This window comes from Aminobacter sp. MSH1 (genome assembly GCF_003071665.1).
Taxonomy (GTDB): domain Bacteria; phylum Pseudomonadota; class Alphaproteobacteria; order Rhizobiales; family Rhizobiaceae; genus Aminobacter; species Aminobacter niigataensis.
The window spans coordinates 4364439-4383538 of sequence record NZ_CP026265.1; the positions used below are offsets into that span (position 1 = coordinate 4364439).

Genomic DNA, 19100 nt, shown 5'->3' on the forward strand with positions numbered 1-19100 from the left:
GCCGCCAAAGATGCATGACCGCTTCTAGTGCTGACCGGAGACGAGTTCCCGGCTGTGAAACGAGCCCATGACGAGCTCGATGAAGGCGCGCAAGCGCGGTGACGATTGCTTGTGGGCCGGAAAGACGATCGACAAGGGAACGGGCGGGCATTGCCACTCTGACGCGATCGACAAGACGCGTCCGGCCTTGAGGTCATCGCTGACGAAGAAGTCAGGCAAAAGTGCCGCGCCGAGCCCATCGAGAACGGCGGCACGGACCGCGTGAAGGCTGCCAAGATATGCGCGAGGCTTGATGGCAACCACGATCGGCCTTCCGGCCTCTGTCATTTCCCAGTTCTTGTTGCCTGGCGCGTCCCTGCCGAACCAGAGCGTGGGCCAGTTCGTGAAGTCGGCCGGCGATTTCGGACGGCCGATGCGGTCGACAAGCGACGCAGACGCCACCACAATGTTCTGCGAGTGGGCAAAGACCCGTGCCATCGCACTCGAATCGTCAAGCGCCCCGACCCTGATCGCGCAATCGAACCCTTCGCCAACGATGTCGACGCGCCTGTCTTCGGCAACGACTTCAATCACCATTTTCGGGTAGCGTGACAGGTAGGCCGCCGCAATCTTGCCCATGAATGCCTGCTCAAACAGGACAGGGACGGAGACGCGGAGCGTGCCACGCGGCGTACCGCTCTGCTCGTGCAGCGCCTGTTCGAGTTCCCTCGCCTCCAGGAGCAGTCGCTCCCCGCGCCTGAAGAGCATCGAGCCCTCGGCAGTGGGCCGAATTTGTCGTGTCGTGCGCTCGATGAGTCTCGCGCCGAGACGCGCTTCCATCTCGTTGACCCTGTTTGCCACGGTGGATTTCGGAATGCCCAGCTCGCGCGCAGCCCCTGAAAACGAGCCCGCGCGGATGGTGGCGACCAGACTTTCCAGCTCTGCGAGATCCATCTCGTCGTCCATAATTTGGGAAACAGAAGCCAGAATCTATACCATTCCTCCCAAATTCCGTACGGCTATGTTGATGGCTGACGGCGCATCCGCGCTGCCAACTCTTCTCAGAGGCTTGCCATGTCGCCGTCCCCGCTCAAGCTGCTTGTCATCACTGCCAGCGTCCGCGAAGGGCGGTACGGGACCGTCGTCACGCGTTGGTTTGCCTCTCACGCACGCAACAATGAGAGGTTTGAGACGACGTTCCTCGACCTTGCGGAAGTCCAATTGCCCGAACAATTGCCGCCGACGATCGAGGCGCTGAGCACTGCCGAGGGCAGATCTCCGGAAATGCGCGAGCTGTTTGCCAGGCTCGACGACGCCGAGGCCTTTGTCATCGTCACGCCGGAGTACAATCATGGCTACACGGCCTCGATCAAACATCTCATCGACTGGCATTTCTCGCCGTGGAGGTGCAAGCCCGTGGCATTCGTCTCCTATGGCGGGATCTCCGGAGGCTTGCGGGCAGTGGAACAGTTGCGGCTGGTCTTTTCCGAAATGCATGCCGCCACGCTGCGGGATAGCGTAAGTTTCGACAGATCTTGGGACAAATTCGACGAAACAGGCGCGCTCATCGATCCGCAGGAGCCGGATCAAGCTGCCGCAGCACTCCTCGAAACGCTGTCCTGGTGGGCGTTGACGCTTCGCCGAGGCCGCGCGCAGTTGCCTTACCGTGCGGATTGACCGATTGCCAGCTAGCCCGGCAGCAGGCGGGCAAATACCTCGGCCAGTTGCTTGTCCATGAACGGCTTCTTCAGAAGGGGCCGGTCACGATAGCCATCCCTCATCTCGTGGCCGCTGTAGCCCGTCGAGAAAACAAAAGGCACGCCGCGCGCGGCGAGCGCGTCGGCTACGAAATAGGTCTTGTCGCCGTTCAGGTTCATGTCCAGCATGGCCGCATCGAAATCGTGCGCCTCGATGAGGGCGAGCGCCTGCTTGACCGTGGCGGCAGCGGTCACCGACTCACATCCGAGATCGGCCAGCATGTCTTCGATCATGATGAGCACGAGCATTTCATCTTCGACGACAAGTATGCGCCGGTCACAAAGCGGCTTAGCCATCGCGGGCACCGATCGGTGCGGGAAAGTTGATCGTGCAGACGACGCCGTCCGCCCGGTAATCGAGGTCAACCGCGCCATCCAGCTCATGTGCCAGGCCGCGCTCAAGCACCCGCGAGCCAAACCCTTTCCGGGACGGCGGCATCACGGACGGGCCGTCCTTCTCCTGCCAGCGCAGGACAAGCCGATCGCCCTCGGGCGACGGCTCGATCGTCCATGAAATCAGGACTGACCCAATGTTGTTGGAAAACGCGCCGTATTTCACGGCATTGGTCGCAAGCTCATGGAAGGCGATGCCGAGTGCCAGGGCGGCCTTGGGTGAAACACGGATGTTGCTGCCCGTAATGACAAAGTGCTCCGAGCGGCCGTTCGCAATCCCGAACGGCTCCAAAGCCCCCTTGATCAGATCGAGCAACCCCGCACCTTCCCAGTTCTCGCGGGTCAGCAGGTCGTGCGACCGGGAGAGCGCAAACAGGCGCGACTCGATGGACTCCCGGATCACTTCGGGGTCGGAGGTATTCCGCAATGCCTGCCAGACAATCGACTGCACCGTGGCAAGCGTATTCTTTACCCGGTGATTCAGTTCGTCGATGAGCATCCGCGACTGGGCCTGCTCCTGCTTGTGATCGGTGAGGTCGACGAGGGAGGCGAAATGCTGCACGACATCGCCACGCTCATCCCTGACCGGGCTGATGAGGATTGCCGACCAGAACTCGCTGCCGTTCTTGCGGCGGTAGCAGATTTCCGAACCGCCAGTGACATCGCCCGCAAAAGCCGCTTCGATGCGCGCCAAAGAATCGACATCGGTGCCGCACGCCATCAGGAAGTTGAAGCTTTGGCCGAGCAGTTCCTCCCGGGCATATCCGCTTAGCTCGAGAAAGGCGTCATTGGCGAAAATGATCGGATTGCCGGGCTCTTTCGCATCGGTAAAAACCATCGCCATGCGTGTCGTTTCGGCAGCAACGACGAACGGCCCAAGATCCCTCCGAAAGCTGTCGACCTCAGCTTCAGCGACTATCTGGCCTTCGGATTTGATACGTTCAGCCATGCCTCGGCTTCATTCGATTCGCGGCAGGCCGCAGCTAACTCCGAACAGCAACCGGCAATGTTTGCCGCCAAGTTCGCTCTTGAAAGCGTTGATCAATACCAGCGACCGCGGCCGAACCAGCCGCCGCCCAGCAGAACAAGTACGATAAGTATGATGAGAAGGGTGGTGGTATCCATGTGAGTCTCCTGGAGAGTGCTCTTGGACCTCTCGCCACTCTTTTCACGAAGCGGTAGGTTGCCTGTTCATCGCACTCCAACTCCAAATAACGCTCCACATGCTTTCTTGTTCCAACAAAACAGGGACTTTGGCGCTCTATTCGCACTAATATTTTTCAGCTTTTGACCACCAAAATGGCGGCTTCTGGATCACGCCTTCCCAAACATCAAACCATCCTTTATTCGCGGCTTGCTTTTACCGGACAGAATGGATCGAGACGTGATCAGGCCAGCCAACTTGACGGATGCTTCCAGTCTCGCAGCGCTTGGACTGGAAGTCTGGCTGAACACCTATATTCGCAACGGCGTCAACGCGTTCTTCGCCGACTATGCCCTGGAACATTTCACCGCCGCACGTTTCGAAGAGATGCTGATGCAGGCAGACCAGACGATCCTGGTCTCGCAGAACTCCGTCGGCATCGACGGATTCATCCATGTCGCATCAAGCTCGCCCGCGCCTGTGCCGGCGTGCTCAGACCTGGAGATCGCCAAGCTCTACGTCCAGCCCCGCCATCAGGGCTCAGGCGCTGGAGGCCGGCTTCTCGCGGCAGGCCTGCAGTGGTGTGCGTCCACCGGACATCAGGACGTCTGGCTCGCGGTCAATGCCGAAAACGAACGCGCGACCGCGTTCTACCTGCGAAAGGGTTTTGCCAAGGTCGGCGAAACCCGCTTCCAGATCGACGACCGGTCCTACCCGAACCACGTGCTGCGGTACGATCTGGTCTAGACGGGTGCACGCACAGTTCAGCTTGCCCGCGCCAAGGCCACCGCGTCTGGCCCGGCCGGAAAACGGAGCTGCCCTGAAACATCGTTTGCGGCCTGCCAGACGGCTTCGGCAACGTCGGTTTCCTTGGTCACCATCTCAGGCGTCGCGAACCCGGCGAAGATCGGCTCTGCGAACGCGGCATAGGCCTGGGGAATAAGGTCCTCGACGCGCAGCTCCGTGTTGTGGGCAAAGCGCGTGCTTGGCGCATAGCCGGGCTCCACCAGTTTCACCCGCACGTCGAAAGCGCCGAGCTCATGGGCCAGCGATCCGGTAAAACCCTCGATCGCCATCTTGCTTGCGGTGTAGGCGGCGGCGAGCGGCATCGGGGCGAGCGTCACGCTTGAAGTGACGTTGACGACGACGCCCGATCTCCGTGCGCGAAACTGCGGGATCACCGCCTGGGTCATCGCCATCACGCCGAAAGTGTTGGTCTCGAACAGCTTGCGCACATGCGCCATCGGCATCGCCTCAAAGGCGCCGACGAGGCCGATGCCTGCATTGTTGACCAGGACGTCGATCGGGCCACTGGCGTCAAGCGCTGCGGCAATACTTTCGTCATTGGTTACGTCAAGCGGCAATATACGCATCCGCTCCGAGCGCGGCAGGATGTCCTGGCGCGGATTGCGCATGGTGGCGACGACGTTCCAGCCCCGGGCATGGAAGTGGCGGGCGGTCTCGAGGCCATAGCCTGAAGAACAGCCGGTGATCAGTGCGGTTTTCATGGACTTTTTCCTGATTGATGTTGACGCCATGAAAATACCGTCCAAAATCCGGACTATCATCAATCTAAAGTCCGGAATTTGTTGGCTATGGTCCTGATATGACCGACCCGCTTGCCCAGGTCATCGAACTGCTCCAGCCGCGCACCGTGTTCTCGAAGGGGATCAGCGGCGCGGGACGCTGGGGTGTCCGCTATTCCGAATTCGGGCAGCCCGGCTTCTGCGCGGTCATCGAAGGCAGCTGCCGCCTTATCGTCGACGGTGAGGCTCCCGTCACCCTTGAGCAAGGCGACTTCGTCCTGTTGCCCGCAACGCCCGTCTTCACCATGTCCGGTTTCGAGCCGGTGACGCCCAGGCGGATCGATCCCAGGGCGACGCCGGCGCCGACGGAGGAGGTCCGACACGGCCGGCAGGATGGCCCTGTCGATGTCCGCCTGCTCGGCGGCTATTTTCTCTTCGGCTCTCCCGATGCGGCACTGCTGGTGTCGCTGCTGCCGGCGATGGTCCACATGCGCGGGATCGAGCGGCTTTCGACGCTGGTGCGCCTCGTCGGCGAGGAAGCCAGCCAGCAGAGTGCCGGCCGCGATCTCGTGCTCGGCCGCCTCGTCGAAATCCTGCTGATCGAGGCGTTGCGGGCAAGCCAGGCAAAGGGCTCGCCGCCCGGCTTCCTGCGCGGGCTGGCCGATGCGAGGGTGTCAGGGGCGATAAGGCAGATGCACGGCGATCCGCAGCGGCCGTGGACGGTGGCCGAGCTTGCCGGCGAGGCCGGCCTGTCGCGCTCGGCCTTCTTCGACCGCTTCACACGCACCGTCGGGCTACGGCCGATGGAATATCTGCTCGCCTGGCGCATGGCGCTGGCCAAGAACCTTCTCGGCGGCAAGGACATCGCGCTCGATGAAGTCGCCCGGCAGGTCGGCTATGGCTCGGCCAGCACCTTCAGCACCGCCTTCAGCCGTCATGTCGGACAATCGCCAGGCCGCTACGCGCGCAGTGATCGGAGGTGATGAAAAATCGGCCGCCCCTTCCCGTGCATGACAGTGACCGTGAGGAGACCTCTACAGGGCCTCGCCCGGCCTTAATGCGGGAAGTCCAGCCCCATTTCGCGGTAGCGCTCGGGGTCGTCGCCCCAGTTCTCGCGCACCTTGACGAACAGGAACAGGTGCACCTTCTGCTCGAGGATGCCGGCGATTTCCATGCGCGAGGCCTGGCCGATGGCGCGGATGGTCTCGCCCTTGTGGCCGAGCACGATCTTCTTCTGGCTGTCGCGCTCGACGAAGATAACCTGCTGGATGCGCACCGAGCCGTTGGGCATCTCTTCCCACTTCTCGGTCTCGACATGCGACGAATAAGGCAGCTCCTGGTGCAGGCGCAGATACAGCTTCTCGCGCGTGATCTCGGCTGCCAGCTGGCGCATCGGCAGGTCGGAAATCTGGTCCTCGGGGTAATACCAGGGCCCTTCGGGCAGCCGCTTGGCGAGGAAGTCGAGCAAATCCTTGCAGCCCGAACCGGTCAGCGCCGAAACCATGAAGGTGCTTTCGAAATCGACAGCCTCATTGGCAGCCGAGGTCAGTTTCAGCAGCACCTCGGGATTGACCCGGTCGACCTTGTTGAGGATCAGCACCTTGGGCTGGCGCACGTCCTTGAGCCGTTCGAGGATGGCGGCTGCGTCGCCCTTGATGCCGCGTTCGGCGTCGATCAGCACCAGGATCACGTCGGCATCCTTGGCCCCGCCCCAGGCGGTGGTCACCATGGCGGTGTCGAGCCGGCGCTTCGGCTTGAAGATGCCGGGCGTGTCGACAAAGACGATCTGGGCATTGTCGTGGGTGGCGATGCCGCGCACGATGGCGCGCGTGGTCTGCACCTTGTGGGTGACGATCGACACTTTGGCGCCGACAAGCTGATTGACCAGCGTCGACTTGCCGGCATTCGGCGCGCCCAAAAGGGCGACGAAGCCCGAGCGGGTGGCACCCGTTGCAGGCGTAGCGGTCTCAGGGGCATCGGTCACGATGCGGTCTCCTCGTTCTTCCATACGCCCTCGCGCACCAAAAGGGCGGCGGCGGCATTCTGCTCGGCCTCGCGCTTGGAGCGGCCGGTGCCGGTGGCGGGCAAAAATTTGCCGACCCGCACGCTCACCGAAAAGACGGGGTCGTGATCCGGGCCGGTGCGGCTTTCGATCTGGTAGGCAGGCACTGCTGTCGACGCCTGGTGCGCCCATTCCTGCAGTTCGGTCTTGGGGTCGCGGCGCGCCGCGCCCGCGGCTTCGGCACGCGGTTTCCAGAATTTGTGGATGAAGCGCTTGGCAGCATCCATCCCGCCGTCGAGATAGATGACGGCAAGCAGCGACTCCAGTGCATCAGCCCGCAGGTTGACGCGCTTGCGCTCGGCGAGATTGCGCACCTCGCTGCCGGCACGGATCAGCTCGGCGAGGCCGATCTCGTCGGCGATCTGGGCCAAAGCCTCGGCATTGACCAGCGCGTTGAGCCTGACCGACAGTTCGCCTTCTGGTGCGTTCGGGAAATCGGCCAGCAGCATGTCGGCAACCGCCAGCCCGAGCACCCGGTCGCCCAGGAACTCGAAGCGTTCATAGTCGACGCCGGCATTGGCGCTGCGCGCGCTGCCATGCGTCAGCGCCCGTTGCAGGCGCTGATGGTCGCGGAAGATGTGGCCGGTGCGGAGTTGCAGCGCGTCGGCGAGTTCCGTTGCGGTGAGCCGCTTGCCTGCCATGCCTATCGGACGAAGTTGAACAGGCGCGAGGCGCGCATCTCGGTCGGCCACTTCCAGATTTCCAGCGGGCTTGCGCCATTGGCGATCGAGAAGAAGATGATGTTGGCGCGGCCGACGAGGTTTTCACCCGGCACGAAGCCGACATTGAAGCGGCTGTCGGTCGAATTGTCGCGGTTGTCGCCCATCATGAAGAAGTGGCCTTCGGGCACGACGAACTCGCGGGTGTCGTCGCCGATCGAATTCGGCGTCAGGTCGAGCGTGTCGTAGGACACGCCATTCGGCAGCGTCTCACGGTAGACGTCGACGGGGCGGTTGACCTCGGTGATGTCGGGATTGTCGATCTGGCCGACCTTCTCGCGCGCGACGGCCGTACCGTTGATATGGAGCTGGCCTTCCTTCATCTGGATGCGGTCGCCCGGCAGGCCGACGACGCGCTTGATGTAGTCGAGCGAAGGATTTGGCGGGAACTTGAAGACGACGACGTCGCCGCGCTCGGGATCCGAGCCGAAGATGCGGCCGGAGAACAGGTTGGGCGACAAGGGCAGCGAATAGCGCGAATAGCCGTAGGCCCACTTGGTGACGAACAGATAGTCGCCCTCGAGCAGCGTCGGCCGCATCGAGCCCGAGGGGATCGAAAACGGCTGGAACAGCAGCGTCCGGATCACCAAGGCGAGCAGCAGCGCCTGGACGATGACGCTTACGGTCTCGCCGAGCCCGCCGGACTTCTTCTGTTTTTCAGCCACGCTCATGTCGTCCTCGATTGTAGGTCGCGATGGGTATAAGGGCTCGCCGCCGCCGGGGCAATGTCCCAGCCGCCGCCAAAACCCTAAGATAGTGGCGGTTGTTCGACCGGCACCGCCTCGATGATCACAAAGGCTTGTGCGAGGGGAAAATCATCGGTGATGGTCAGGTGCACCACCGCGCGATGCCCGCCCGGCAGCATCGTTGCCAGCCGCTTCGCAGCTCCCCCCGTCAGCTCCATCGCCGGGCGCCCGCCCGGCAGGTTGACCACGCCCATGTCGCGCCAGAACACGCCCTCGGCGATGCCGCAGCCGAGCGCCTTGGAACAGGCCTCCTTGGCGGCGAAACGCTTGGCGTATGAGGCGATGCGCCCGCGGCGCCCTTCGGCCCTCTCCTGCTCGACCTCGGTGAAGATGCGCTGGATGAAGCGCTCGCCGTGACGGGCGATCGATTTCTCGATCCGCCTGATGTCGACGAGGTCGCTGCCGATTCCGATGATCATAGGTTCAGCCCTACGCGGCACGTCTCACCGGCGAGGCGCGACGCGGACGCCCTCCTCTCCCCGTTCTTCACGGGGAGAGGGTAAGGGTGAGGGGCAATCTGGCAACGTCTGCGCCGCCCCTCATCTGCCTGCCGGCATCTTCTCCCCGTGAAGGACGGGGAGAAGACAGCCGTCCGCAACGCCGCTTCCCGTTCTGCACCGATGGGCGCGATCAGCCTCACCGCCATCCGCCTCAGATGTTCCGGCTGCCCGGCTTGACCGCCGGGATCGCCGCCAGTTCAGGCGGCAGCTGGTCGGCCGGATAGGCCGGGACCTCGTATTCGGCGAGGGCAATCAGCGGCACGCCGACGTCGGTCTTGCCGGCCGAACGGTCGATGATGCAGGCCGCTGCCACCACTTCGGCGCCGAGTTCGCGCAGGCACGCAATAGTCTCGCGGATCGACAGGCCGGTGGTGACTATGTCCTCGACGATGACGACGCGGGCGCCCTTCTCGATCTCGAAGCGGCGCAGGCGGAAGGTGCCCTGCTCGCGCTCGACCCAGATCGCCGGAACCTTGAGGTGGCGCGAGGTCTCGTAGGCCGGGATCAGCCCACCGATGGCCGGTCCGACGACATAGTCGATGTCGCCCTTCACTTCGGCGCGGATCTTTTCGGCCAGCGCCTTGCACAGCACTTCCGTCTTGTCGGCATGCATGAACACCCGCGCCTTCTGCAGGAAGGTAGGGCTGCGCAGGCCGGAGGTCAGGATGAAATGGCCCTCCAGCACGGCACCCGCCGAGCGGAAGATGTCCAGGACGTCGCTTGTCTGCATCGGTTTCGTCTTTCCTGTCATGCGTCCAGCCGCCTGCCTGTCGTCAGCCGTTGACGCGGCGGGCATCGCTGACGCTGGTGTTGTCCTTGAGCTGGGAGATCAGCCGGTTCAGGTGCTTCAGGTCCCAGACCTCGAGATCGAGCAGCATCTCGGTGAAGTCGGGGGCAGTGCGCACCATCGACAGCGTGTGGATGTTGGCATCGTTGGCCGCCACCACCTGGGCGATGTCGGCAAGCGAGCCCGGAGCATTGATCGCCGTCACCGTCAGGCGTGCCGGGAAGCGTTCCTTCGAGCCCTCGTCGAGGTCCCAGCGCACGTCGATCCAGCGCTCCGGCTGGTCGTCGAAGGCCATCAGCGACGGTGACTGGATCGGATAGATGGTGATGCCCGAGCCCGGCTGCATGATGCCGACGATGCGGTCGCCCGGCACGGCACCCTCGGGCGCAAAGCGCACCGGCAGGTCGCCGCTGACGCCGCGGATCGGCACCGCAGGCCCCCAGCGCTTGCTTTCCTTGCGCGGCGGCGTCGACGAACGGCCCGGAATCTGGAACAGCATGCCGGCGGCATTGCGGATCTTGGACCAGCCTTCCTCGCGCGGCTTCGCCGTCTGGGTGACGCGCTCTTCCTTGTAGTCGGGGAAGACGGCGCGGACGACGTCGTTGGAGGCCAACTCGCCACGCCCGACGGAGGCCAAAACATCCTCGATGTCCTTGCGCGCCAGCCGATGCAGCACCGACTTCAGGCTGTCCTTGGAGAACTTCTTGCCGGCACGCTCGAAGGTACGTTCGAGGATGCGGGTGCCCAGCCCCGAATACTGCTTGCGGATGGCGTTCTTGGTCGCCCGGCGGATCGCCGAGCGTGCCTTGCCGGTGACAACGATCGATTCCCACGCCGCCGGCGGCACCTGGGCTTTGGAGCGGATGATCTCGACCTCGTCGCCGTTCTTGAGCTCGGTCATCAGCGGCATCACCCGCCCGTTGACCTTGGCGCCGACGCAGGTGTCGCCGACATCGGTATGCACCGCATAGGCGAAATCGATCGGCGTCGCCCCGCGCGGCAGGGCGATCAGCATGCCCTTCGGGGTGAAGCAGAAGACCTGGTCCTGGAACAGCTCGAGCTTGGTGTTCTCGAGGAAATCCTCGGGATTGTCGCCGTCGGCCAGTTGCTCGATCGTCCGCCTGAGCCAGCCATAGGCGTTGGTTTCCTTGGAGATCTGGTGCCCGACGCCATTGGTCTTGGGCACGTTGTCCTTGTAGATAGAGTGCGCAGCGACGCCGTATTCGGCGATCTTGTTCATCTCGCGGGTGCGGATCTGCAGCTCGATGCGCTGGCGCGACGGACCGACGATGGTGGTGTGGATCGAACGGTAGTCGTTCTGCTTGGGCGTCGAGATGTAATCCTTGAACCGCCCCGGCACCATCGACCAGGTGGTGTGGATCGCGCCGAGTGCGCGATAGCAGTCCTCGACGCCGTCGACGACGACGCGGAAGCCGAAGATGTCGGACAACTGCTCGAAGGACAGCGCCTTGGTCTCCATCTTGCGGAACACCGACCACGGCTTCTTCTGCCGGCTCTTCACCGTCGCCTTGAGGTCGTATTTCTCGAACTGCGCCGACAGCGCCTTTTCGATGTCGGCGAGCACGCCCTTGTTGCGCTCGGAGAGATCGGCCAGCCGCTCGGTGACGGTACGATAGGCCTCTGGATTGATGTAGCGGAAGGCGAGCTCTTCGAGCTCTTCGCGCATGCCCTGCATGCCCATGCGGCCGGCCAGCGGCGCATAGATATCCATCGTCTCTTCGGCGATGCGCAGGCGCTTGCTCTCCGGCACATGGTGCAGCGTGCGCATGTTGTGCAGGCGGTCGGCCAGCTTGACCAGCAGGACGCGCACATCCTCCGAGATCGCCAGCAGCAGCTTGCGCAGGTTTTCCGCCTGCTCGGCCTTCTTGGAGACGAGGTCGAGCTTCTTCAGCTTGGTCAGCCCCTCGACCAGCCTGCCGATGTCGGGGCCGAACAGCTCGTCGATCTCGGCGCGCGTCGCACTGGTGTCCTCGATCGTGTCGTGCAGCAGTGCGACCGCGATCGTCGCCTCGTCGAGATGCATGTCGGTGAGGATCGCCGCCACTTCGAGCGGATGCGAAAAATAGGGATCGCCCGAGGCGCGGCGCTGATGGCCATGCTTTTGCATGGCATAGACATAGGCCTTGTTGAGCAGCGCCTCGTTGACGTCAGGCTTGTAGCGCTGGACGCGCTCGACAAGCTCATACTGACGCATCATGGGCGGCTTCCCGGAACTCGAAATGAATCATGCGCCGCAAGGGCTTGCGACGCATGTCATAGATAAACACTGATATGGCGGCGCGGAAGTGCCGATTGGCCGGTTTGGCGCGAGTTTAGCTCGACGCGAAGCCTTTTTGGGAATTCGCCCTGCCGGAAGCGGAGAAAGCCGCCTCAGGTGGCCGGCAGGGTAGAATTCTCAACAGGTCTCAGTAGTCGTCGCTCTTTTCGGGCGCCACCAGGCTCTCGATGCCGGCGAGCAGGTCTTCTTCCGACATGCGGTCGAAGTTGATGTTCTCTTCCGGCTCGTCGCTGTCGACGGCGGAAGCCGTGGTCTGGTCGGCAGCCTCGGGCGCTTCCGGCTCCGGCTCGTCGACCTCGACGTGCTTCTGCAGCGAGTGGATCAGGTCTTCCTTGAGATCGTCTGGCGAAAGCGTCTCGTCGGCGATCTCGCGCAGCGCCACGACAGGGTTCTTGTCGTTGTCGCGGGGAAGCGTGATCTGCGCGCCCTGCGAGATCTGGCGGGCGCGATGGCCGGCGAGCAACACCAGCTCAAAGCGGTTGTCGACCTTGTCAATGCAGTCTTCAACGGTTACGCGGGCCATGAAGTGCCCCTTTCATGCATGGATTTGACGGAAAGCTGGCGCGTGCATTAACCTGAAAGGCCGCGCAATTCAAGCGTGAAGCCTGCTTTGCCTTCCAAGCGACAGCGTCGCGCCACCAACCCACCCACAATTATTTTACCGCTTCACAACCCTGCCCCTCTTGGAATGATCCACCGCGGGCGATATTTGCCGCATGGGGCAAGTCATTGATTTGGGGAGAAACCGGACGCTCGATATCGACGTATTTGGCGACAGCCTATTTCAACAAGGAAATTTTCCTATGTTTGATCCGCGCGAGAAAATCGCACTCTTTATCGACGGAGCCAACCTTTACGCGACCTCCCGTGCGTTGGGCTTCGACATTGACTACCGCAAACTTCTCTCCACCTTCCAGAAGCGCGGCTACCTGCTGCGTGCCTATTATTACACCGCCCTTGTCGAGGATCAGGAATACTCCTCGATTCGCCCGCTGATCGACTGGCTCGACTACAACGGCTTCAAGGTCGTCACCAAGCCGGCCAAGGAGTTCACCGACGCCACGGGGCGACGCAAGATCAAGGGCAACATGGACATCGAGCTGACCGTCGATGCCCTGGAACTGGCCGATGTCGTCGACCACTATGTCATCTTCTCCGGCGACGGCGATTTCCGCACGCTGGTCGAAGCACTGCAGCGCCGCGGCCGCAAGGTCAGCGTGATCTCGACCATGGCTTCGCAGCCGCCGATGATCTCGGACGATCTGCGCCGCCAGGCCGATCACTTCATCGACCTGATGACGCTCAAGGCCGATATCGGCCGCGAACCCTCGGAACGTCCGGTCCGCAAGGCCGACCCGGTCGAACCGGCGCCCGACGACGTTTGATGCTGTCGTCGCCCCTGCCTGTCGATCCCGACCGGGATTGCCCGCTCTGCCCGCGCCTGCATGATTTCATTGCCGGCTGGCGGCAGCGCGAGCCGGGCTGGTACAACGCGCCCGTCCGCTCCTTCCTGCCCCCGGAAGGCGAGGAGACCGTGCGCTTCCTCATCGTGGGGCTCGCGCCGGGGGTGCGCGGGGCCAACCGCACCGGGCGGCCCTTCACCGGCGACTATGCCGGCGACCTGCTCTACGCCACGCTGAAGCACTTCGGCATGGCGCGCGGCGAGTTCGAGGCGCGGCCCGACGACAGCCTCGAATTGATCGGCACCGCAATCACCAATGCGGTGCGCTGCGTGCCGCCCGACAACAAGCCGGTGGGCGCCGAGATCAACACCTGCCGCACCTTCCTGGTGCCGACGATCGCGCGCTTTCCCAATCTGAGGGCGATCCTGACGCTCGGCGCGATCGGGCACCAGTCGACGGTGCGTGCGCTTGGCGCGCGCGTCGCCGCCGTTCCCTTCAAGCACGGCGCGCGTTGCGACGTGGGCAATCTCGCTGTGTTTTCGAGCTATCACTGCTCGCGCTACAACACCAATACGGGTGTGCTGACGGAAGAGATGTTCGTCAATGTTTTCCGCGACGTAGCGGAATTCCTGCGGACCTAAATCCTGCCTCCCTGCAGTTGGTTCAGCGCAAAAAAGCCCGACTGCGCACGGGTTTCGGCCTTTTGGTTAACCGCGCATTGCGACGCCGGCCGGGAAACGAGGCTTCGCAGGGCCGAGCCTCATTGCACTTGTTTAGCCGGATGATCAGTTGGCACTAGGGCTGGAGTGTGGGGATGGAGTTTCCCCGTCCGCGCAATTTTTCTGAACCGTGGCGGCAGCTTCAATGTCACGGCATGGATTCCCGGGTCTCCGCACGTCGCTTCGCTCCTGCTCCGCCCGAGGATGACGAAGGCATTGAGTCCGTCGCAAATCGTAGACGGCGGCGACTGGCAGGAACATGCGGAAATTGTTGGAAAATGGGCAGATGCTAGTCGCCGACGTTGGCGATTGGCTGCGGCCTCAACGCCTTCGTCATCCTCGGGCGGAGCAGGAGCGAAGCGGTGAGGAACGGTCCGCGAAGCGGACGAAAAGCCAATTGCTTGGCTTTTCGAGTGACGAACGCCCTGAGCGACAGCGAAGGGCTGCGAAGACCCGGGGATCCATGCCGTGAAGTTAACGCAGCCGCCACAGTCCAATCAGAGCCAAAAATTCCGATGCTGCCTGTCACCATCTGTCAGCATCGCGCGTGGATAGCCGGCCACGTTTATCCACGCCCTCTCAACCTCCCGTATCATTCACCTTGCGATCTTCCACGGGACTCCGGTGCGCACCGGGCAGCGGAGGGAAGCGCCGGTGCCGGGCTGGCAGGAGGTCGGATCTCCTGCTGGGTGATGAGCCCCCAAGTCCGGGCCTTGCGGCGGCTGGCGGTGAAAGCCGAGGCGACTGAGCGGGGCAAGAACATCGGGCGGGGCGCGAACGTCGCGCCACAAAACTACTATCGGAAGGCACGGCCTCGCGCCCCGCTTCCCGAACCACCTCATCCTGAGCTTGTCGAAGGATGACAATGGCCAGACCGGAAACGGGGCGTGGCAAGGCGAGCACTTGCCTTCTCCCCTTGTGGGGTGAGGAGTGGTGGCCGAAGGCCAGGAAAAGCCAACGATTTGGCTTTTCCAACGACGAACGCCCGGAGCCATAGCGGAGGGCCGGGTGGTGGCCGAGCGAAGCGAGGTCGGATGAGGGGGGTTGGAAGGAATGAGAGGATGGAGAAGGAGCCTCGGAGGCAGAACCTGAATCGCCGCGCTCTATCCAGAACCCCTCATCCGCCCCCTCGGGCACATTCTCCCACTAGGGGAGAAGGGAGGGACCCGCCGCTACCCCCGCTCCTTGAGCAAACGCCCCTTCTCGCGGTTCCAGTCGCGCTGCTTTTCGGTCTCGCGCTTGTCGTGCAGCTTCTTGCCGCGGGCGACGGCAAGAAGCATCTTGGCCATGCCGCGGTCGTTGAAATAGATCTTGAGCGGCACCAGCGTCATGCCCTCGCGCTCGATGCTCTGGGCGAGCTTGGCCATCTCGCGCTTGTTGACGAGCAGTTTGCGGCGGCGCCTGGTCTCGTGGTTGAAGCGGTTGGCCTGGAGGTATTCCGGCACATAGGAATTGATCAGCCAGAGTTCGCCGCCCTCGAACGAGGCGTAGGAATCCTGGATGTTGGCTTGCCCCAGACGCAGCGACTTGATCTCGGTGCCGGTCAAGACCATTCCGGCCTCGAGCGTGTCGAGCACCTCATAATTAAAGCGCGCCTTACGGTTTTCCGCGGCGATCTTGTTGTTGGGGTCGGACTTCTTGCCCTGGCTCATGGCATCGCAATCTGTTTGGTGCGTCCTTCGGGGCTCCCCCTCGACCAGCCAGGGTTTGCACTTTCAGGGCGAGGAAGTTGCCGCAACAGCCCAGACCAGGCGCCAAAGACGCGAACTGGCGGACGGAGCGGGACGGCTTGCCTCATTCTGAGGCGCGGAGCCTCGGGGAACGCACGATCCAAAGAGCCCTACATGGCTGCGGACAAGCTGTTCCGCAACCCTTGCGGGCTCAGTTGATGAGGCCGGCGTGCTTCATCGCGGCGTCGATCTTCTCGGCGGTGGACGCCTCGACCGTCATCAGCGGCGAACGCAGCACGTTCTCGATCTTGCCGAGGCGCGACAGGGCATATTTTGCACCCGATGCGCCTGGCTCGATGAAGATCGCCTTGTGCAACGGCATCAGGCGGTCCTGCAACTCGAGCGCCCTGTCCTTGTCGTTGCCAAGGCTCGCCTGCTGGAACTCGGCGCAAAGACGCGGCGCGACGTTGGAGGTCACCGAAATGGCGCCGACGCCGCCATGGGCGTTGAAGCCGAGCGCCGAGGCATCCTCGCCCGACATCTGGATGAAATCCTTGCCGCAGGTGATGCGCTGCTCGGAGACGCGCTCGACCTTGCCGGTTGCGTCCTTGACGCCCTTGATGTTCTTGAAGTCGTGCGCGAGGCGCCCCATCGTCTCGGGCGTCATGTCGATGACCGAGCGCGGCGGGATGTTGTAGATGATGATCGGGAGCGTCGTCGCCTCGGCACAGGCGGCGAAATGCGCATAGAGCCCGCGCTGCGTCGGCTTGTTGTAGTAGGGCGTGACGACCAGTGCAGCGTCGGCACCGACGCTTTCGGCGAACTTCACCAGGCCGACGGCCTCTTCGGTGTTGTTCGAGCCAGCGCCGGCGATGACCGGCACGCGGCCACGCGCGACCTCGACACAGATCTTCACCACCTGGCGATGCTCGTCATGGCTCAGCGTCGGCGACTCGCCGGTGGTGCCGACCGGAACAAGGCCGTTGGTGCCTTCGGCGATCTGCCATTCGACGAATTCGCGAAAGGCTTTCTCGTCGAGACGGCCATTCTTGTCGAATGGTGTCACGAGCGCGGTGAATGAGCCTCTCAGCATGTCGTCCAACTCCAGGAACCCTACGGTTTCACGGTCTGTTTGATGTCGCCGGCTTTCTAGCCGAAAGCGGGGCCGCGCACCATAGTCTCGACATCAATTTGCGGCAAGTGTGACCGACACTTATATGAGTTCGAATCGAACGACCGCGATAACCTTTCATTAACCTGCTCTTCACCAGATAAACCTAGTCTCGAACGAACCGCTCCCGACCATACCCCCCGCAAGGATAGGGAATGACCAAGATCATTCCGGCAGCTAGGCCGCACCATGTCGCGCTTTTGAGCGCTCTTCTTGCCCTGGCGCCCTTGCCCGCCGGGAGTTCCAGCCTCGACCCGCAGGCAACGTCGGCCATCCCGTTCGCCTCGATCGGCAAGGCGGACGCGGTCCTCGCGGCCTTCGGCACGATCGACCAGCTCAAGAGCGGGCTCGATGCGCTGTCGAGCGGCGATTTCACGCAGGCGCGGGCCGTGCGCGACAGCTTGCCCGAGACCGCGCTCGACCGACACATCCTGATGTGGGCAATCGCTATCAATGGCGGCGACAAGGTTCCGAGCGCCGACATCGCGGCTGCCGCCCAGGCGCTGCCCAACTGGCCGGGCCTCGCCACGCTTCGCCGCAACAGCGAACGCGCCATGGCGCGCGAAAACCCCGGGCCCAATGTCGTCGTTTCGGCCTTCGCCGGCAGCGAGCCGCAGACCATCGAAGGTGCCTTGCTGCTCGCCCGTGCCCAGATGGCGCTCGGCGACACCAAGGCGGCGCGCGCAACCATCAGCCCGTTCTGGCGCAGCGAAAAGCTCGAGGCAAAACAGGAAGTCGCGATCCTCGCCGAATTCGCGGCCTTGATCCCGGCCGCAGACCACCGCATCCGCATGGAGAAGATGCTCTATGCCGACCGGACCAGTTCGGCGGCGCGTGTCGCCGAACTCGCAGGCGCAAAACAGCTTGTTGACGCCTGGACTGCTGTCATTAAGGGCGACAAGAAGGCTGCTGCGCTGCTTGAGGCAGTGCCTGCGAAACAGCGTTCGGCCGGCTATTTCTTTGCCAAGTCGCGCTACCTGCGCAAGCAGGAAAAGTTCACCGACGCTGCCGCCGTCATGCTCAAGGCGCCGAAGGACGGGGCCAGCCTGGTCGATCCCGACGCCTGGTGGATCGAACGCCGCGTGCTGTCGCGCGAATTGCTCGATGCCGGCGACATCAAGACCGCCTACCGGATCGCTGCCGCGCACTCGGCCGAAAGTGCCACCAACGCGGTCGACGCCGAGTTCCACGCCGGCTGGTATGCGCTGCGCGGCCTCAACGACGCCAAGCTGGCTTCGGGGCATTTCGAGCGCATCGCCAAGATCGCCGGCAGCCCGATCTCGCTGTCGCGCGCCTATTACTGGCTCGGCCGGGCAGCAGAAGCCGGCGGCCCCGGCAATGCCAAGGACTATTTCGCGCGCGCCGCCACCTACGGCACGACCTTCTACGGGCAACTCGCTGCCGAGCGGATCGGCCGCAAGGCGCTCAACGTCGCTTACCCCGCGCCGACCGCCGCCGACCGCCAGACCTTTGCCCAGCGCGAGGCCGTCAGTGCGATCACGCGGCTCGAGGGGGCGGGATACCCGGTTTATGCCGAGATGCTCTACCGCGATCTCGCCGCGCAGATGAACAGCCCGGGCGAACTGGCGCTGCTCGCGGTCATGGCGGAGAAGCAGGACAATCACTATCTCGCCCTGCGCGTTGGCAAGATTGCCGCCCAGCGCGGCCTCGACGTCGGCGCCCTGTCACACCCGGTCGGCGTCATCCCGGTGACTGCGAACATCTCCGGCTCCGGCAAGGCGCTCGCCTATGCCATTGCGCGGCAGGAAAGCGAGTTCAAGGTTTCGGCGGTCTCCCGCGCCGGCGCGCGCGGGCTGCTGCAGTTGATGCCCGGCACGGCGAAGGATCTGGCGAAGAAGGCCGGCATGGCCTACTCGCAGGACCGCCTCACGTCCGACGCCGGCTACAACGCCACCCTGGGCGCGAATTTCCTCGGCCAGCAGCTCGGCCGTTTCAACGGCTCCTACGTGCTGACCTTCGCAGGCTACAACGCCGGCCCGCGCCGCGCCGACCAGTGGATCGCGCGCTATGGCGACCCGCGCGGCAGGGACATCGACACGGTCGTAGACTGGATCGAGCGCATCCCGTTCTCGGAAACCCGCAGCTACGTCCAGCGCGTCATGGAGAACTACCAAGTCTACAAGATGCGGCTGTCTGGCAGCTACGACATCGAGGGCGACCTGGTGAAAGGCCGGTAATCCCCCAGCATTTGACCTGCTGCAACG

19 protein-coding genes are annotated in these 19100 nt (G+C 63.4%); 6 read left to right on the forward strand and 13 right to left on the reverse strand.

Annotated elements, in window-relative coordinates:
• Positions 1–24: 24 nt before the first annotated feature.
• Positions 25–933, reverse strand: coding sequence for a LysR family transcriptional regulator (locus tag CO731_RS21520; RefSeq protein WP_159091677.1), 909 nt, complete (start codon positions 931–933; stop codon positions 25–27).
• Between the two features lie 120 nt (positions 934–1053).
• Between CO731_RS21520 and CO731_RS21525 the strand changes: the two genes are divergently transcribed.
• A complete protein-coding gene (locus CO731_RS21525) occupies positions 1054–1656 on the forward strand; it encodes an NAD(P)H-dependent oxidoreductase (protein ID WP_108608772.1) in 603 nt (200 codons plus the stop codon).
• 11 nt (positions 1657–1667) lie between these two features.
• Here CO731_RS21525 and CO731_RS21530 read toward each other — a convergent pair whose 3' ends face one another.
• Together CO731_RS21530 and CO731_RS21535 are read right to left on the reverse strand one after the other, a co-directional pair.
• A complete protein-coding gene (locus CO731_RS21530; RefSeq protein WP_108608773.1) occupies positions 1668–2033 on the reverse strand; it encodes a response regulator in 366 nt (121 codons plus the stop codon).
• Complete coding sequence (locus tag CO731_RS21535; RefSeq protein WP_108608774.1) at positions 2026–3078, reverse strand: HWE histidine kinase domain-containing protein; 1053 nt, start codon at positions 3076–3078, stop codon at positions 2026–2028. Before CO731_RS21535 ends, CO731_RS21530 begins: the two co-directional genes overlap by 8 nt.
• A 435-nt stretch (positions 3079–3513) precedes the next feature.
• Here CO731_RS21535 and CO731_RS21540 point away from each other — a divergent pair, with 435 nt between their 5' ends.
• Positions 3514–4020 (forward strand): GNAT family N-acetyltransferase, encoded by a 507-nt coding sequence (locus CO731_RS21540; RefSeq protein ID WP_199914500.1) that lies wholly within the window; start codon positions 3514–3516, stop codon positions 4018–4020.
• Between the two features lie 17 nt (positions 4021–4037).
• Here CO731_RS21540 and CO731_RS21545 read toward each other — a convergent pair whose 3' ends face one another.
• On the reverse strand, positions 4038–4781 hold the full coding sequence (locus CO731_RS21545) for an SDR family oxidoreductase (RefSeq protein ID WP_108608776.1): 744 nt from the start codon (positions 4779–4781) through the stop codon (positions 4038–4040).
• Positions 4782–4879: 98 nt separating this feature from the next.
• On the opposite strand from CO731_RS21545, the gene CO731_RS21550 reads away from it, so the two are divergent.
• Positions 4880–5782: an AraC family transcriptional regulator gene (locus tag CO731_RS21550; RefSeq protein WP_108608777.1), complete on the forward strand. Its 903-nt coding sequence runs from the start codon at positions 4880–4882 to the stop codon at positions 5780–5782.
• Positions 5783–5853: 71 nt separating this feature from the next.
• Here the strand turns inward: CO731_RS21550 and era are convergent, their stop codons facing one another.
• From era to rpoZ, 7 genes are all read right to left on the reverse strand, one after another.
• A complete protein-coding gene (gene era / locus CO731_RS21555; protein ID WP_108609977.1) occupies positions 5854–6783 on the reverse strand; it encodes a GTPase Era in 930 nt (309 codons plus the stop codon).
• A complete protein-coding gene (gene rnc, locus CO731_RS21560; protein WP_108608778.1) occupies positions 6780–7502 on the reverse strand; it encodes a ribonuclease III in 723 nt (240 codons plus the stop codon). Before rnc ends, era begins: the two co-directional genes overlap by 4 nt.
• A 2-nt stretch (positions 7503–7504) precedes the next feature.
• Entirely contained in the window at positions 7505–8251 is a 747-nt protein-coding gene (gene lepB, locus CO731_RS21565; RefSeq protein ID WP_108608779.1) for a signal peptidase I, read from the reverse strand.
• Positions 8252–8328: 77 nt separating this feature from the next.
• Positions 8329–8745: a holo-ACP synthase gene (gene acpS / locus CO731_RS21570; protein WP_108608780.1), complete on the reverse strand. Its 417-nt coding sequence runs from the start codon at positions 8743–8745 to the stop codon at positions 8329–8331.
• 232 nt (positions 8746–8977) lie between these two features.
• Positions 8978–9556 (reverse strand): orotate phosphoribosyltransferase, encoded by a 579-nt coding sequence (pyrE, locus tag CO731_RS21575; RefSeq protein WP_108609978.1) that lies wholly within the window; start codon positions 9554–9556, stop codon positions 8978–8980.
• Between the two features lie 43 nt (positions 9557–9599).
• A complete protein-coding gene (locus CO731_RS21580) occupies positions 9600–11831 on the reverse strand; it encodes a bifunctional (p)ppGpp synthetase/guanosine-3',5'-bis(diphosphate) 3'-pyrophosphohydrolase (RefSeq protein WP_108608781.1) in 2232 nt (743 codons plus the stop codon).
• A 208-nt stretch (positions 11832–12039) separates the two neighbouring features.
• Entirely contained in the window at positions 12040–12435 is a 396-nt protein-coding gene (gene rpoZ, locus CO731_RS21585) for a DNA-directed RNA polymerase subunit omega (RefSeq protein WP_108608782.1), read from the reverse strand.
• 280 nt (positions 12436–12715) lie between these two features.
• Between rpoZ and CO731_RS21590 the strand changes: the two genes are divergently transcribed.
• Both CO731_RS21590 and CO731_RS21595 read left to right on the forward strand, forming a co-directional pair.
• Positions 12716–13297, forward strand: a complete 582-nt coding sequence (locus CO731_RS21590) for an NYN domain-containing protein (protein ID WP_108608783.1) — start codon at positions 12716–12718, stop codon at positions 13295–13297.
• Complete coding sequence (locus CO731_RS21595) at positions 13297–13956, forward strand: uracil-DNA glycosylase (protein WP_108608784.1); 660 nt, start codon at positions 13297–13299, stop codon at positions 13954–13956. Before CO731_RS21590 ends, CO731_RS21595 begins: the two co-directional genes overlap by 1 nt.
• 1250 nt (positions 13957–15206) lie before the next feature.
• Here the strand turns inward: CO731_RS21595 and smpB are convergent.
• Positions 15207–15686 (reverse strand): SsrA-binding protein SmpB, encoded by a 480-nt coding sequence (gene smpB / locus CO731_RS21605; protein ID WP_108608786.1) that lies wholly within the window; start codon positions 15684–15686, stop codon positions 15207–15209.
• A 229-nt stretch (positions 15687–15915) separates the two neighbouring features.
• Positions 15916–16797 carry a 4-hydroxy-tetrahydrodipicolinate synthase gene (gene dapA, locus CO731_RS21610; protein ID WP_108609979.1) on the reverse strand — a complete coding sequence of 294 codons (882 nt, stop codon included), beginning with the start codon at positions 16795–16797 and terminating at the stop codon, positions 15916–15918.
• Positions 16798–17030: 233 nt separating this feature from the next.
• Between dapA and CO731_RS21615 the strand changes: the two genes are divergently transcribed.
• Entirely contained in the window at positions 17031–19073 is a 2043-nt protein-coding gene (locus tag CO731_RS21615; RefSeq protein ID WP_108608787.1) for a lytic transglycosylase domain-containing protein, read from the forward strand.
• Positions 19074–19100 lie beyond the last annotated feature (27 nt).

Bases quoted from the DNA above. Each gene is read 5' to 3' on its own strand.
- CO731_RS21520 (WP_159091677.1), bottom strand. From the start codon at position 933: ATGGATCTCGCAGAGCTGGAAAGTCTGGTCGCCACCATCCGCGCGGGC.
- CO731_RS21525 (WP_108608772.1), top strand. From the start codon at position 1,054: ATGTCGCCGTCCCCGCTCAAGCTGCTTGTCATCACTGCCAGCGTCCGC.
- CO731_RS21530 (WP_108608773.1), bottom strand. From the start codon at position 2,033: ATGGCTAAGCCGCTTTGTGACCGGCGCATACTTGTCGTCGAAGATGAA.
- CO731_RS21535 (WP_108608774.1), bottom strand. From the start codon at position 3,078: ATGGCTGAACGTATCAAATCCGAAGGCCAGATAGTCGCTGAAGCTGAG.
- CO731_RS21545 (WP_108608776.1), bottom strand. From the start codon at position 4,781: ATGAAAACCGCACTGATCACCGGCTGTTCTTCAGGCTATGGCCTCGAG.
- CO731_RS21550 (WP_108608777.1), top strand. From the start codon at position 4,880: ATGACCGACCCGCTTGCCCAGGTCATCGAACTGCTCCAGCCGCGCACC.
- rnc (WP_108608778.1), bottom strand. From the start codon at position 7,502: ATGGCAGGCAAGCGGCTCACCGCAACGGAACTCGCCGACGCGCTGCAA.
- lepB (WP_108608779.1), bottom strand. From the start codon at position 8,251: ATGAGCGTGGCTGAAAAACAGAAGAAGTCCGGCGGGCTCGGCGAGACC.
- acpS (WP_108608780.1), bottom strand. From the start codon at position 8,745: ATGATCATCGGAATCGGCAGCGACCTCGTCGACATCAGGCGGATCGAG.
- pyrE (WP_108609978.1), bottom strand. From the start codon at position 9,556: ATGCAGACAAGCGACGTCCTGGACATCTTCCGCTCGGCGGGTGCCGTG.
- CO731_RS21580 (WP_108608781.1), bottom strand. From the start codon at position 11,831: ATGATGCGTCAGTATGAGCTTGTCGAGCGCGTCCAGCGCTACAAGCCT.
- rpoZ (WP_108608782.1), bottom strand. From the start codon at position 12,435: ATGGCCCGCGTAACCGTTGAAGACTGCATTGACAAGGTCGACAACCGC.
- CO731_RS21590 (WP_108608783.1), top strand. From the start codon at position 12,716: ATGTTTGATCCGCGCGAGAAAATCGCACTCTTTATCGACGGAGCCAAC.
- CO731_RS21595 (WP_108608784.1), top strand. From the start codon at position 13,297: ATGCTGTCGTCGCCCCTGCCTGTCGATCCCGACCGGGATTGCCCGCTC.
- smpB (WP_108608786.1), bottom strand. From the start codon at position 15,686: ATGAGCCAGGGCAAGAAGTCCGACCCCAACAACAAGATCGCCGCGGAA.
- dapA (WP_108609979.1), bottom strand. From the start codon at position 16,797: ATGCTGAGAGGCTCATTCACCGCGCTCGTGACACCATTCGACAAGAAT.
- CO731_RS21615 (WP_108608787.1), top strand. From the start codon at position 17,031: ATGACCAAGATCATTCCGGCAGCTAGGCCGCACCATGTCGCGCTTTTG.